This is a genomic window from Microcoleus sp. PH2017_12_PCY_D_A (assembly GCF_020738565.1).
GTDB lineage: Bacteria > Cyanobacteriota > Cyanobacteriia > Cyanobacteriales > Microcoleaceae > Microcoleus.
In genome coordinates this window covers 1-14,496 of the sequence record NZ_JAEQCI010000140.1, presented here as the reverse complement: position 1 = coordinate 14,496, position 14,496 = coordinate 1, and the positions used below count along the sequence as shown (strand labels likewise).

The window sequence follows — 14,496 nt, the reverse complement described above, 5'->3', positions numbered from 1 at the left end:
AGGACTAAAGTCCTCACTACAAACCTACCAATTAGTTCCTAGTGAGGACTTTAGTCCTTCCCTTTCCAATCAGAGGACTAAAGTCCTCACTACAAACCTGAATTACGGGTTGGGTAACTTATGAATATCAATTTACTTTGACAGGGGAAACACTTACATTAGGAGTTTTGACTCTTCTTAAGAGTTCTTGTCGGGCTTGTTCGGGATTTTGCCCTTTGGGGACTTGATATAATAATCTACAGGAACCGTCTTGAGGATTGGCTGCACAAATAATTAGTTGACCGCTGGGAGATGCACCTGCTGTGACTATATTGTCCCAGCTTCCTTGGGGTTGCGAGTTATTGAGAATTCCCGAGACTCGGGTGCAGCGAGTAATGGCGTCTTCTCCTGATTCATTGAAATAGTTATCAGCTACCCACAGAATAACAGGAATATTTTTGCCTTGTTGGACAGCAATTGTGGCCGGCTTGCCGCCAGCAGCACCACAGAAAAATGAGGGCGTTTGGGCAAAGGCTGGACTGTTTGCTAAAATCGGAGCTGCAAGGGCAATAATTGACGCACTAAAAACTGACTTGAAGAGCCGAAATTTCATGGGCCGTGATAAGCTTTTTAATTTAAGGTTACTAATACTCTAAAAAGTTAGGCTGCTGCTTGCCGGGAAGATTAGGCATTTAGGAAAAAAAATAAAATTTATTCTGTAAAGTTTTGCCGTAAGCGTTGCCCGCCCCTAGGGGAGGCTCATCAACGGAGACGATCGCCCATACTGCCATTATCCAGCAGACCAAAACCTAGGGAAAATCCCTCGCTGACAAACGCTGTGGCAAAAAATAGGTGCAGCCGCAGGGGATCGGGGGCGAAGGTATGGGGTAAAGGTAAGGTTTTTAGCCGTTTTTTGCGATCGCCTTGCCCTTGGTGAGTTCGCCCCCCTAAATGGGAACCTGTGTTAGCATCAATAAAAATCTTCTCTTTAATAATCAACAATGGGCAATGTTCTGGTGCTGAATGCCTCCTACGAACCGCTCAACATCACCAGTTGGCGAAGAGCGGTAGTTTTGTTGCTGAAAGGAAAAGCAGAACAGGTAGAACATAACGGGAAATTTATTGCGCCAAACTTCCCGCTACCAACTGTGATTCGACTGCGGCATTACGTCCGAGTTCCCTATAAGGATATTCCGCTTACCCGCCGGAACATCTTGCACCGGGACGCCCACTCTTGTCAATACTGTGGCTATACGGGCGACGATTTAACCCTGGATCACGTGATTCCTCGATCGCGCGGGGGAGGCGAAACTTGGGAAAACCTCGCTACCGCCTGCGTGCGCTGCAATGTCAATAAAGGCAGTCGCACTCCGAAAGAAGCGGGAATGCTGCTGCGCTACCCGCCCAGGAAACCTCACAGCGGTCTTTATTTTGAAGTGACTAGACACGTTAAGAGTGGTATGCACCAAGAATGGCAAAAATATGTAATCGGCCTTTGAAACCCCTGTCGCAAGCAAGCGCGGGGGTTTTTTGCGGAAGTTCTCAGTTGTAGCCGTGGCGCCATGAGTGTGCCGGGCCCATAGTTTTGAGTTGAAAAGTTAAGTTTTCATAAAGTAGCGCTAAATATTACCCCCCCAACCCCCCCGCGATTTCGGGGGGGCTAAGACTTCATCCATAGCATATAGGTCAGAAAAATGGTATTAACTCCGGTTTCTCTTCGGAAATATTCGGTTTGACAGCGCGGCATCTACAAAGAAACCGGGTTAATTGCTTTTGGTGTGCAAATACTGAAAGAATTACAGGACTTGCGCGCCAAAATCAAAGAAACCGGGTTTTTGCCTAATCTATGGACTACAGTGCATAATTTTCTCCAAAAACCCGGTTTCTGGCCGCTCGTCCGTAAGTCCTAAATTAAATAAATGGTTAATTTTTAACAATGAAAGACCATCCCCCTACCAATTCAGATGAAGTATTTGACCACCGCGTAGCTGAGGTTGTACCATCCGCGAGTGCACCTGGGAAACGGCGCAGCAAAGCCGAAGTTGCTTCCCAAGACGATCGCGCCAGTCTGCGCGGGGAATTGCCCGATCGCAAAATCGAGCAATTGCGCCAAATGTTCGATCGGCACAAAGGCGATCGCCAGTTAATATTATTGCAAGATTTTCCAGACCCCGACGCACTTTCGAGCGCTTGGGCTTACAAATTAATCGCCGAACAGTACGATATCCAATGCGATACGATCTACGCCGGCGCCCTCAGCCACCAAGAAAATATTGCCTTAGTTAAATTGACAGGGTTGCCGTTGCAGCGCTGGACGCTGGAAACGACAAAAACGAAGGATTTGTCGGCATTTGGGGGCTGCGTTTTTATCGACAACCAAGGCACGACTTGTAATTTAACTGAGTTTATTTTAGGGGCGGGAGTTGCGATCGCAGCAGTTATCGACCACCACAATTTGCAGGGGGAAATGAACGCAGAATTTACGGATTTGCGCCCTCAAATCCGCGCTACAGCCACGATTTTGACGGAGTATTTGCAGGCGGGACTGCTAACTCTCGACAGCAGTATCAGCCTGCACGTCAAGTGCGCTACGGCTTTGATGCACGGTTTGCGATCTGATACGAATGCCCTCAGACAAGCAGAGGAGGAGGACTTTTTAGCTGCGGCTTATTTGAGCCGATTTTATGACCCGCAGTTGCTGAATGCGGTGTTGCAGTCGTCTCGTTCTAAATGGGTGATGGATGCGATCGAGCGATCGCTCAAACACCGCACCGTGCAGAACAATTTCTCGATCGCCGGCATTGGCTACCTCCGTTATGACGATCGCGATTCCATTCCCCAAGCAGCGGACTTTTTAGTAACAGAAGAGAACGTACATACAGCCGTTGTCTACGGAATTGTGCATGACAAAGACGAAGAAATTGAAGTAGTAATCGGCTCACTCAGAACTAATAAACTGACTCTCGATCCCGACGAATTTATTAAAGAAGCCTTCGGTCAAGATGCTCAAGGACGCTTTTTTGGCGGTGGCAGAAGTCAAGCCGGCGGTTTTGAAATTCCGGTAGGATTTCTTTCCGGCGGCAATGAGAACAGCACCTATGCGAAGCTGAAATGGGAAGTATTCGACGCTCAGATCAAGCAAAAGTTGCTGAATTTAATTAGTCCTACCGATAATCCAGTTTACGATCGTTAAGGAGGCAAGAGCAGTACAGCATAGTAACCTGTATTGCATCTAGATTATCTCTGGTCTGAGACTGGTAGAGAGGGAAATATTTTTTGAGATTTCAGCGAAAATCTACAATTTAAATGCACAGCAGATTGCCAATAAAATTAGTTTTTAGTGAGGACTTTAGTCCTCTGAATGAGGACTAAAGTCCTCACTAAAAACATTTTTTAGGGAAGAGATCCACATAATATTATTAGTGCAGAATAGACTTTAATTGCCAGCATTAGCTCTCCCTAACAGGAAATGCCTCTGCGTTAAGGAGCGTTAAGGAGCGGTTTAAGATAAAATCACAAATTTCGGCAAGTTGTAATATATCGAGCGAGTTGTATAATATTTGAGAGAGTTTGCCATCAAAAAACTCTACAATCAGCAAGTAGCCAACCCAAATATATAAATTACTTACTCAACCTGGAACTCAACTAATATAATTTCATAATTGTTTGGGGACACTATTTTTGGGTTGTCCTTGCTCAACTCAAAAATCTGTTGCTACGAGTTGAAACAAACAATTATATTGATGTAGGGCAGGTTAGAATAGTATAAATTGGATTAACAAAAAAAGGAACGTGGAGATGTCTACAAAACAGGCTTTCTCTTGGTCGTTAGAGAAAATCATAAAAAAACTTTCAGAAATCGCACGTCAAATCAACGAGTTTGGGGATCGGGAGAGAATATTGCAGTGTGCGGTAGAAGAAACCAGGCTGCTGCTGCAAACCGATCGCGTAATTATTTATCGCTTCCTACAGCATGGGGATAGTGTAGTATTGGCTGAATCCGTTGGTGCCGAGTGGCCGCGCATCCTGGGACAACTGATTTATGACCCATGCTTTGAAACAACCTGGTTAGAGCGTTACAGCCGGGGACAAACCAGCAGCATTTGTGATATTCACAGCGGTCATCTTCAAGCTTGTTATGTCGAATTGCTCTCGCGCATCCAAGTGCAGGCCAACTTAGTTGTACCAATTTTGCTAGATGGCAAACAGCAGCAATCTCCCAAGCTTTGGGGACTGTTGATTGCTCATCAATGTAGCAGTCCGCGTCAGTGGGAACCTCTGGAGGTTCAGATCCTGCAACACGTTGCAGTGCAGCTCGGCTTGAGGATGCGGCAACTGGAATCTCAGCACCCGGTACTAGCGCCAAATCAACCGCTCCAACTGGAAACAGCGCCGGATCGAACCGATCGGAATACTTCAAGCGCGCCAAGAGTCAACCATCACAATTGCCTGCAACCAGAGTTTGCCTATTCCCCGATCGGGGATATTGTCCACCTCAGAGCCTTTGACTTGTTGCAAAACCCGATCTGGATATTTGATATCGAGCATTTGCAAATGTGGTGGGCCAACCAAGCATCCTTGTACCTGTGGAATGCTTCGACGCGGGAAGAACTCGATCGCCGCAACTTTAGCGATGTGTCGGAGTCTACTCGGATTCGCTTGCAGAGCTATCTGCAACAGTTTGAGCAAGGCAAAACCTTGTCGGAGCAGTGGACGTTTTACCCGGGTGGTTTGCCTGTTTCTGTGCGCTGTCGGTGCTCGGGCATTAGGATTGACAGCGGGCGTTTGGCGATGCTGGTGGAGGCTAGGCTGGAAACTCATCAAATCGAGCCGGAAACCCTGCGATCGATCGAGGCACTGCGGCACACCACGCTGATGGTTTCGCTGTACACTCTCGAAGGCGTGCCGCTGCTGCAAAACCCCGCGGCCTTGCGCTGTTACGGAGATGCGCTGCACCCTCGCTCTGCGACAGATAATGTTTTTCTGAGGCACTTTGTTGACCCTCCGGTAGGAGAGCGAGCAATGGCAGTTCTCAAGTCCGGCGAGGTGTTTAGCGCGGAGGCTCAAGTGATGACTCTGGCGGGGATTCGGTGGCACGGGATGGACGTGCGGTGTATCAACGACCCGGTAACAGGCAACTTGATGTTGCTGGTGAACGAAAAGGATATTACCGACCGGCAGGAGACAGAAACAGCCCTGCAACAAAGTGAAACCCGGTTGTCTGAAGCCCAGCGGGTTGCCCACATCGGTAACTGGGAATTTGACGTAATTACGGGTAAAATTACCTGGTCTCCCGAACTGTTCGAGATTTTGGGACGATCCAGGGCACTGGGCGAACCTACCTATGAAGAAAACCTGCGGCTTTACCATCCCGAAAGTGCCGAACAGCTACACCTGGTAGTTCAACGAGCGCTGACTCGCGGAGAACCCTATCGATTGCGGCTCAAAATCTGGCCGGGGAATGGTTCTATCCGCTATACCGAAAGCAGGGGACAGGCCGAACTCAATGCAGGGGGACAAGTCGTTCGGTTGTTCGGCACATCCCAAGATATTACGGATCTGGTATTGGCCGAAACAGAACTCAGAGAAATGAGTACAGCTCTTGCTAATGCAGTGGATGGCATCTCGCGGGTGGATATTTGGGGAAGGTATATCAGCGTCAATCAAGCCTATGCCAATATAGCGGGTTATCAGCCTGAAGAAATGGTTGGTATGAATTGGGAGAAAACGGTTCATCCAGAAGATTTGGAAATGCTGCTAGCTGCCTGTGAAGAAATGCTAGCTGATGGCAGAGTGGAGGTTGAGGTCAGGGGTATCCGCAAAGATGGCTCGATCTTTTACAAACAGTTGGTGATGGTTACAGCCTGCGACGATCGCGGTCGATCGATCGGGCATCACTGCTTTATGAAGGATATCACCGATCGCAAACAAGCAGAAGCATCATTAAAACAAGAGTTCCAGCGTCTGGCTGTGGTGATTGCCACCCAACAGGAAATCGCCCTCCGCAATCCTAACCTGGATGCAGTGATGGCGGTGATTGCCGATCGAACTCAAAAATTGAGCGGTGCCGGTGGGGTGGTGATTGAAATGGTCGAAGGCGAGGAATTGGTGTATCGGGCAGCCCGGGGTATCGCCGAGGCCTGCGTGGGATTGCGGCTGAAAGTAGCCACAAGTCTCTCGGGACAATGTATTATCACCGGCTCCATCCTGCACTGCAACGATACAGAACTCGATCCGCGCATAGATATGATTCGCTGGCGGCGCATTGGCGTTCGGTCAATGGTGGCTGTTCCCTTGTTCTATCAGGACGATCGGGTTGGCGTCTTAAAAGTGCTTTCAGCTACACCAAGAGCCTTTACCGACTCAGATATTCAGACATTACAACTAATGGCGGGGTTTCTGGCAGGCAGCCTGCACCTGGCTGAGGAGTTTGATGCTAAAAACCTGCTCCTGAGTCAATTGCAGGAGAGCGAGGAACGCTACCGTTCTGTGATTGCCAGCATGACAGAAGGTGTCGTGCTCCAGCTCGCAGACGGACAAATTACTGCCTGTAATGCCAGTGCCGAAAGGATTCTCGGGCTGACCCCCGAGCAAATGATGGGGCGCACCTCCGTAGATTTAGACTGGCGAACCGTTCGGGAGGATGGCCAACCGTTCCCGGGCCTACAGCATCCGGCAATGCTCGCGCTGCGTACCGGACAAGGGCAATCGAATGTGGTGATGGGCATTCACAAACCGGATAAAACGCTGACTTGGATTTCGATTAATTCTCAACCGCTGTTCCATCTCAATGAGTCTCTACCCTATGCAGTAGTGACGACTTTTGCTGATATTACAGAACGCAAGCTGGCCGAGGAGATACTCAGAAACCGCGCCGAACAAGAAAGATTAATTGCTACGACAGATGGGTTAACACAAGTAGCAAACCGCCGCTGTTTTGATGAGCGGTTGCAGTTGGAATGGCACCGACTGATGCAGGGCAAACAACAGCTTTCGTTGATTATGTTGGATGTAGATTATTTCAAGCGATATAACGATCGCTACGGACATCAAGCTGGGGATACTTGTTTGGTGAAAGTCGCTTCCTCCGCAGCAGCCGCGGTTAAACGTTGCACCGATTTGTTTGTGCGCTATGGGGGCGAAGAATTTGCGGCCCTACTGCCAAATACAGATGCTGCAGGGGCGATCGCAGTTGCTGAGTCGATCCGAGACGCAATCCGAGATTTGGCAATCCCTCACGAGCAATCTGATGTGAGCTCGATCGTGACTGTGAGCATGGGAATTGCTAGCATCGTTCCCTGCTGCGAAACATCGCCGTTAGAATTGATCGCCTCCGCCGATCGAGCATTGTACGATGCGAAACGACAAGGGCGCGATCGCTTGTGCCCCGAGGCGCCAACCAGAGGACGGCGCCAGAGGACGGCGCCAGATGTAAAATAGGCGAAAAATGTCGATCGCGCCCAACTTCACCCATCGCGTGCGTAGGCCGGGGCCGGGGCGTAGCCATCGCACAGCTATCAAAAGGACAGCCAAGCGTGCATTTATATCTGATCCGTCACGGTATCGCAGCCGATCCAGAAGAATACGAAACAGACTCAGAACGCCCCCTGACTAAAGAGGGCGATCGTAAAACCCGAAAAATCGCCGATCGGCTGTACGATCTCGAAATTCACTTCGATCTGATTGTTTCCAGTCCCCTACTGCGCGCCGCACAAACCGCGCAAATCCTGCTTGGGGCGGGTCTGAGTTCCAAAATAGAAGAATCCGTCCCCCTGGCACCTTCAGGAGACATCGGGGACTGGCTGAGGTGGTACAAGCAGTGGCAGGAAACAGGCAACCGCAGCTTGGCCCTGGTGGGACACCAACCAGATTTGGGCAATTGGGCTGAAACTTTGCTTTGGGGGCGATCGCACGACACGCTGATTGTCAAAAAAGCAGGTATCATCGGCTTAATTCTCCCGGAAACCGGCTCCCCAGTCGGCCGCAGCCAAATGTTCTGGCTGACGGGGCCCAAGTTTTTGCTCTCCTAGAAACGGCGAATCGCCCTCTTAAACCCAGATTTTCGGGCGCATAAGCCGAGTTTAGGGGGCTAAAATATCTAGCGGTGCGATCGCGCGATAGGTTGCCAAACCAAGGTGATGAGCCTCAAGAGTGCCCCAGTCGCGATCGAATGATTATTTGTCAAGACGGTGACACTATCTTGCTTTCTGCTAATGTAATTTGATTAGATTCAACTCACACAACACGGTATCGCAATGGTCGTCGGCGAATTCAAACCAGGTTTAGAAGGTGTTCCCGCCACCTTGTCCAGTATTAGTTACGTAGACGGACAAAAAGGGGTGCTGGAATATCGCGGGATTAGCATCGAGGAACTAGCACTCAAAAGTTCCTTTGTGGAAACTTCATATTTATTAATCTGGGGCGTACTTCCAACAAAGGAAGAACTAGAAGCTTTCGAGCATGAAATTCGCTATCACCGCCGGATCAAATATCGCATCCGCGACATGATGAAATGCTTTCCCGAAAGAGGACATCCCATGGATGCTCTGCAAGCTTCAGCAGCGGCCTTAGGTTTATTTTACTCGCGCCGAGCTCTGGCAAATCCAGCATACATTCGAGAAGCTGTAGTGCGGCTGCTAGCTAAGATTCCGACAATGGTAGCAGCGTTCCAGCAAATGCGGCGGGGTAATGACCCGCTGTTGCCGAGGGATGACTTAAACTACTCAGCTAACTTTCTGTATATGCTCAACGAGCGAGAACCCGATCCGCTGTTGGCTAATATTTTTGATGCTTGTCTGACTCTTCATGCGGAACATACCATTAATGCCTCTACATTTTCGGCAATGGTAACAGCTTCGACGCTAACAGATCCTTATGGGGTGATTGCTTCAGCAGTTGGTACTTTGGCGGGGCCGCTGCATGGGGGAGCGAATGAAGAAGTGATTGAGATGTTGGAGCAAATTGGTTCGGTGGAAAACGTGCGGCCTTTTGTGGAGAAGTGCGTTGAAAATAAGGACAAAATCATGGGCTTCGGACACCGAGTTTATAAGGTGAAAGATCCGAGAGCAACTATTCTTCAAGGGTTAGCGGAACAGTTGTTTGACAACTTTGGCCGCGATGATTATTACGACATTGCTGTCAAGTTGGAAGAAGTCGTTGAGGAGAAATTAGCTCACAAAGGAATTTATGCTAATGTAGATTTCTATTCGGGTTTGGTTTACCGGAAAATGGGAATTCCGACTGATTTGTTTACACCAGTTTTTGCGATCGCCCGCGTTGCCGGTTGGCTGGCCCACTGGAAGGAACAGTTAGAGACAAACCGCATTTATCGCCCGACTCAAATCTATACGGGGACTCACGGTGCTCCTTATATTGCGATCGATGAAAGACCCCCATCTTAAAGCATAATTATCAAGGGCGATGGTAAATGGCGATCGTCCGCAAAAGCGGACTTCAGTCCGCAGCTTTTTGCGGACTGAAGTCCGCACTACGAACCGCAATAAGCAAGGTTTGTAGTGCGGACTTCAGTCCGCTATCAAGCAAAAATTGCTTTCGCCTTGCGAGTCAGGAAGCAATCTGAGTCTGCCAAAATCTGCCCTGCTGGGTTGCGCCCCTCTTGTATTTTGTGGTGTTAGTTGGCGACAATAGTCACAAGTGACGATTTTCAGGAACTCCGGGCCTCAGACTTGCAGTCTGGGGTTTTTTATTGGAAGATCAACCAGCCCTGCTGGGCACTACATTACTGGGCCTCGAAGGTGCGCTCTTATAGCACCCTACTTTTAATCCTCCGAGTCTACCTGCTTAACTTCCTCCAAAGCAAGCCCCAGCAACTCTGCTATTTGCTCGTCTTTCAAGCCGAATTGGCGTAACTTACCAACCATTTCAATCTTGGCTTGATACTGGTCTCGCTGAAAGTCAGGAGTCGCAGGCTGGCTTTTATTGGAGGTAGGAGTGGGGCGATCGGAGCAAATATTGATATAACCCATAATATTGCTGATATTGTTATCGCCAAAAGTAATATTGAGATTTCCTTTCCGCTCTAAGACGGATTTAAGATTGTGTTTATCAACTGGTTCATCAAAAACATCAGATAACATTTGCAAAAGTTCGTAACCTCTATCCTTAACGTGACCTTCCGAAAGACGATAAATATCGGCAATCTCAGCATACTTTTGTCGCTTCAGAGTTCCCTCGATAATTCCACGCTGTAAATCATTGAGGCGTTTGCCTGTCTTATCGTAGACAACTCGATCTACAAATTCGAGTACCTCGCGAATGTCCATCAGCAGGGCTATGAGAAACTTCGATTATTATATCCGACTTTATCCGCCTCGATCCGTCTTGTTCCGATTTGTAACCGACAGGTTAGAAAGATCCGTCTTTTTCCGCTTTTCAGCTTAGGGGCGATCGCTATAGTATGTGGATGAGTGATAAAGATGAGCTTGAGATAAAGCGGTAGCTGTCAGCGAAAGGCTATTCGAGAGAATTCTCAAAGCCCTGACGCCGATCGCTTCTAAGAGAAAAGCCGTAGGCCGATCGCACTCAATACACTAGAAAAGCTCAAGGAACCAAGTGTTATGGCTAGACTAAAACTTCTGCGTGTGGCGACTTCGCTTTCTGGTGTCGTAATTGGGTTTTTGCCTTTGGGTTACAGCGGTGCGATCGCCCAAGAGCATCCGGGCTGTTTCTGGACAGATCCCAAAACAGGCAACCATATATCCCTTGAGCCAGTATGTGAGAGAGGACGGATAGACGAGGCTATAAAAGCAATCGAACGAAATCAGAACCCCTTAATTTCTAACTTAAGAGTATCCTCAGATTTAAGAAAAGGATGGGAAAATTGGGCTAACATTAAAGGTGTAATCACGAACCGCAGCAGTAGACCCATCAAGATTGGTCTCCCGGAGCTTCAGATCGTTACAGGCAATACAATTCTCTACACACGCCGGCTGATAATTAATAAAACGTTACAGCCGGGTCAATCAGTTGATATCAAAGAATCTATTCTTAAAAGTTCGTTAGGAGTAAGTTTTATGAGTGGACTGGAAGTTAAAATTGAGGAGTGGGACTCTAGCGACTAAGGGTAGCTAAAATTTATTCTCTTTATTGCATAAATAGCCCCAAACGAAAGGGGCAAAAACTTAAAAATGCGAGCAATACACTTGCCTACACCAATCTATTTAATTAATGATGAATTTTCTCTATCAAGCTATCACCCTCGTGGCAATTCCACTGACAATAGGTATAATCCCTAAAGCTGCTTCCAGCCATGCTCCCTTAGTTATTATATCTCAAGCGAGTTCCACAGACTTCTATAGAAGGGGTGACGATTTTCTGGAGAACAAAGACTATAAAGGAGCAATTGAAGCCTACACCCAAGCTATCAAACTCAATCCTAATTTTGCTGAAGCATACCAAAGCCGATGTTTAGCACGACTTCAGATTGGGGACTATGTTGCTGCACTTGTAGACTGCAATGATGCCATCCGCATTCGACCGAATGATGCTGATGCTTACCGCATTCGGGGTACTGTTCGTCTTAACTTAAAAGATATTAGAGCAACAGTAGCCGACTGGCAAACAGCAGCGAACCTGTATAATGCTCAAGGAGATAGAAAAAGCTTTGAATACATGATGTCTCGCCTCAAAAACGTTCAGCAAGAACTTCAGCGGATACAGCAGCGATGACATTATGCTATGCTATTTAGCAGAAAGTATTAACGCTCAACTCGGCGAATATGCAGTGCAAAATCTGCTCCCGCTAGCCAGCATTATAGATGCGGAACCGAGCAATATTAACAGTTTGCTAAACGAGTTGCGAATTCGGTCTTTACCGGGCGATTTGTCTCCCGTCGCTGTAGCTAATTCGGAAATTAAATCCCCTGCAAATTCTAGCGGGGATAAAAAGGGCGATAGTTCAATTTACTGGGGCGCATTTTGAGCGGAAATAATCAGCATTATCGGCTCAGGAAGGTGCGCAGTGCGCACCCTACCAGCCTCTATTCTTCAGTCTGCGGAGGCAGACTTCGTTTGTGTAGATGCGGTTTCAACCGCCGAGTCTACGCCGTTTCAACCGCCAAATCTACACAGATTGAGTTACGTGATGGCGGCTGGTCAACTTATCCAACTGATTCACCAACAAACTCAGGAACAATCCCACATCCGTGACAACTCCAGTAGATTCGATCGACCCCCGATCGCTCAATTTCGTCACCACAGCCGGATTAATGTCCACACAGACCATCTTCACACCCGCCGGTGTCATATTTCCCACACCAATTGAGTGCAGCATAGACGACAGCATCAGCACCATATCCGCGCCCCGTAACAGCTCAGTATACTCTTCTTGAGCCTTAACCAAATCCATTTGCGTGTCGGGAAGCGGGCCGTCATCGCGGATCGAACCAGCCAGCGAAAACGGTATATTGTGCTTCACGCACTCGTACATCACACCGCTGGTAATCACGCCTGCTTCAACGGTTTTAGCAATACTGCCATAACGCCGCACTGTATTAATCATTTTCAAGTGGTGGCGGTGTCCGCCGCGCACAGCTACGCCGCGTTTCATGTCAACTCCCAAAGAAGTTCCCATGCTAGATTGTTCCATGTCGTGAACCGCGATCGCATTTCCACCCAACAGCGCTTGTACGTAACCTTCGCGGATCAAATGCGCTAAATGTTCGCCGCCGCCGGTGTGGATGACAACAGGCCCCGCCGTCACTACAACTTTACCTCCGCGATCGCGAATTTGGCGCAATTCCCACGCTACTTGTTCCACTACCAATTCTACCCGGCGCTCGCTAGAAACGCTGCCGGACATAAAGCTAAATTCTTGAGAATTGCGCTGTTCCCGCGATTCTGTTTTGCGGATAGTGCGGATACCAACGACATCGACAACGACTTTTTCACCTATTTTTAAATCGCGCAACAATTTGCACGTAGCCACCGGGCCTTCTGCGGTTTCAGTAATTGCAACTGCACCGTCCATCCGCTGATTTCGCGCTTTCACCCACTGACCGTTTACCCGCACTTCTGTAGGATAAATTGTACTGACATAAAAGTCGTCCGGGCCGACACCATCTTGCACGACATCTTCTAAAATAGCGTCGCAAATCTCTTGCGGCGGTGGCACTGCACCCAAGTCAATCAGCAATCCCATGATTTCTTCCATCACATCGTGGGAAGGTGCCGAAACTTTCACATCCGCAGAAGATGTGCTTTGGCGCTGTTCTCCTAAATTGAAATTCAGCACTTGGAAACTGCCACCGTTTTCGATAATTAAGTCTAAAGCGCGGCTGATTAAACCGGCATCGAGCAGGTGGCCTTCCATGCGAATGGCGCGGCTTTCTACCATCACGTTTGCCGATCGATCTTCTTGCACGGGTTCATTCACCCGCAGCGTCAAACACTTGCAGGCGCCGCCCGCTTTCAAAAATTCGCTCATCGGCGTTTCAATGACTTGGAAGCCGGCTTGAGCGATGCGCGTTTTCAAGCCTTCGCTGACTTTGTTCATTACCACAATCTTGTCAATATTGACAGCATTGCAAGCAAAATTTGCGGCATCGGCTTCTTCAATGGCAATGCGTTTTTCCGGCGCAACTCGCATTTCAATGAGGCGGTTCGAGTAAGAGTCAAATGCTGCTGGATAGTAGAGCAAATAGCCGCCTGTGAGGGGACAAAAACAGGTGTCTAGGTGATAGAAACGTTCGTCAACTAAACGCAGCGAAAGCACTTCAATGTTGAGCCATTTTGCTAGTAACGGGTGCGAGTCGAGTTCGGAACGGAAGCCGTATCCTGCCCACAGCCAGCGTCCTTCGCGATCGAGCAAAGCGTCACCAGCACCCTCAAACGGCAAGTCTTTCGGGAGTTCGTGCACGGTAAAACCTTTGCTTTCAAACCATGCTTTAAAATAGGGTTCTTCGCCTTGACGTTCCTTGTGATAGAAGCGGCTGAGCACGAAGGTATTGCCTAAAAGCAAGCCTGCGTTGGCGGTGAACACCATATCCGGCCAGCCTTTTTCGGGCGGTACGAGGTCTACAACCGCATTGTCTTTCAACACGTGGTAAAGTTTCTCCCACTGTTCGACGGCGCGATCGCGCGATGATTTGTGTACGTTACCCTCCATCCAAGGGTTAATCACGTAATCTACATCGTAGTGGTCGGGAGCGCACATCAGGAAGCGAATTGAGTCAGTCATAATTCAGTTAAAATGTGGTAGATGCTACAGACGCAAGTTGAGATAGTATGTATGAAATCAACTCTCAAATTCACTCCCAAGAGAAAGAGTGCAACGTCTAGCAGCGAAAAAAGTAGCTTTCAATTATATCACAATTGGGCAAAAATGAAACCAAACCACAGATATTTCCCATGAAATATTCCATAGAATGTCAGGTTTTGACATTATTTTCGGTCAATTACTCTTCATAAAAAGTTCGTAGTGAGGACTTCAGTCCTCAGAAAGAAGGACTAAAGTCCTCACTACAAACCTGAAGGACTAAAGTCCTCACTACAAACCTG

Annotated in this window: 12 protein-coding genes; 8 read left to right on the top strand and 4 right to left on the bottom strand. The window is 48.3% G+C overall.

Features of this window, described 5'->3' with window-relative positions:
* Nucleotides 1-127: 127 nt before the first annotated feature.
* Nucleotides 128-592 (bottom strand): COP23 domain-containing protein, encoded by a 465-nt coding sequence (locus tag JGK39_RS29060; RefSeq protein WP_293298401.1) that lies wholly within the window; start codon nt 590-592, stop codon nt 128-130.
* A 149-nt stretch (nt 593-741) separates the two neighbouring features.
* Nucleotides 742-981, bottom strand: coding sequence for a hypothetical protein (locus JGK39_RS29055; RefSeq protein WP_293260744.1), 240 nt, complete (start codon nt 979-981; stop codon nt 742-744).
* Here JGK39_RS29055 and JGK39_RS29050 point away from each other — a divergent pair.
* The 5 genes from JGK39_RS29050 (at nt 981) to JGK39_RS29030 (ending at nt 9,380) form a co-directional block, all read left to right on the top strand.
* Nucleotides 981-1,478, top strand: a complete 498-nt coding sequence (locus tag JGK39_RS29050) for an HNH endonuclease (RefSeq protein ID WP_293260741.1) — start codon at nt 981-983, stop codon at nt 1,476-1,478. The two genes, JGK39_RS29055 and JGK39_RS29050, sit on opposite strands and share 1 nt — an antisense overlap.
* Nucleotides 1,479-1,915: 437 nt before the next feature.
* Nucleotides 1,916-3,172: a bifunctional oligoribonuclease/PAP phosphatase NrnA gene (locus JGK39_RS29045; RefSeq protein ID WP_293260738.1), complete on the top strand. Its 1,257-nt coding sequence runs from the start codon at nt 1,916-1,918 to the stop codon at nt 3,170-3,172.
* Between the two features lie 605 nt (nt 3,173-3,777).
* A complete protein-coding gene (locus JGK39_RS29040) occupies nt 3,778-7,419 on the top strand; it encodes a diguanylate cyclase (RefSeq protein WP_293298398.1) in 3,642 nt (1,213 codons plus the stop codon).
* 95 nt (nt 7,420-7,514) lie between these two features.
* Nucleotides 7,515-8,009, top strand: coding sequence for a phosphohistidine phosphatase SixA (gene sixA / locus JGK39_RS29035; protein WP_293260750.1), 495 nt, complete (start codon nt 7,515-7,517; stop codon nt 8,007-8,009).
* A gap of 225 nt (nt 8,010-8,234) precedes the next feature.
* Nucleotides 8,235-9,380, top strand: coding sequence for a citrate synthase (locus tag JGK39_RS29030; RefSeq protein WP_293260732.1), 1,146 nt, complete (start codon nt 8,235-8,237; stop codon nt 9,378-9,380).
* Nucleotides 9,381-9,758: 378 nt separating this feature from the next.
* Here JGK39_RS29030 and JGK39_RS29025 read toward each other — a convergent pair whose 3' ends face one another.
* Nucleotides 9,759-10,262: a hypothetical protein gene (locus JGK39_RS29025; protein ID WP_293260729.1), complete on the bottom strand. Its 504-nt coding sequence runs from the start codon at nt 10,260-10,262 to the stop codon at nt 9,759-9,761.
* Nucleotides 10,263-10,556: 294 nt separating this feature from the next.
* Here JGK39_RS29025 and JGK39_RS29020 point away from each other — a divergent pair, with 294 nt between their 5' ends.
* The 3 genes from JGK39_RS29020 to JGK39_RS29010 all read left to right on the top strand — a co-directional run bounded on the left by JGK39_RS29020 (nt 10,557) and on the right by JGK39_RS29010 (nt 11,920).
* The gene (locus tag JGK39_RS29020) at nt 10,557-11,060 is read left to right on the top strand and encodes a hypothetical protein (RefSeq protein ID WP_293260726.1); all 504 of its coding nucleotides are present in this window, start codon (nt 10,557-10,559) and stop codon (nt 11,058-11,060) included.
* A 106-nt stretch (nt 11,061-11,166) separates the two neighbouring features.
* Nucleotides 11,167-11,667 carry a tetratricopeptide repeat protein gene (locus JGK39_RS29015; protein ID WP_293260723.1) on the top strand — a complete coding sequence of 167 codons (501 nt, stop codon included), beginning with the start codon at nt 11,167-11,169 and terminating at the stop codon, nt 11,665-11,667.
* Between the two features lie 4 nt (nt 11,668-11,671).
* On the top strand, nt 11,672-11,920 hold the full coding sequence (locus JGK39_RS29010; RefSeq protein WP_293260720.1) for a hypothetical protein: 249 nt from the start codon (nt 11,672-11,674) through the stop codon (nt 11,918-11,920).
* Nucleotides 11,921-12,061: 141 nt separating this feature from the next.
* On the opposite strand, the gene JGK39_RS29005 is transcribed toward JGK39_RS29010, so the two are convergent.
* Complete coding sequence (locus JGK39_RS29005; protein WP_293260716.1) at nt 12,062-14,176, bottom strand: TIGR00300 family protein; 2,115 nt, start codon at nt 14,174-14,176, stop codon at nt 12,062-12,064.
* Nucleotides 14,177-14,496 lie beyond the last annotated feature (320 nt).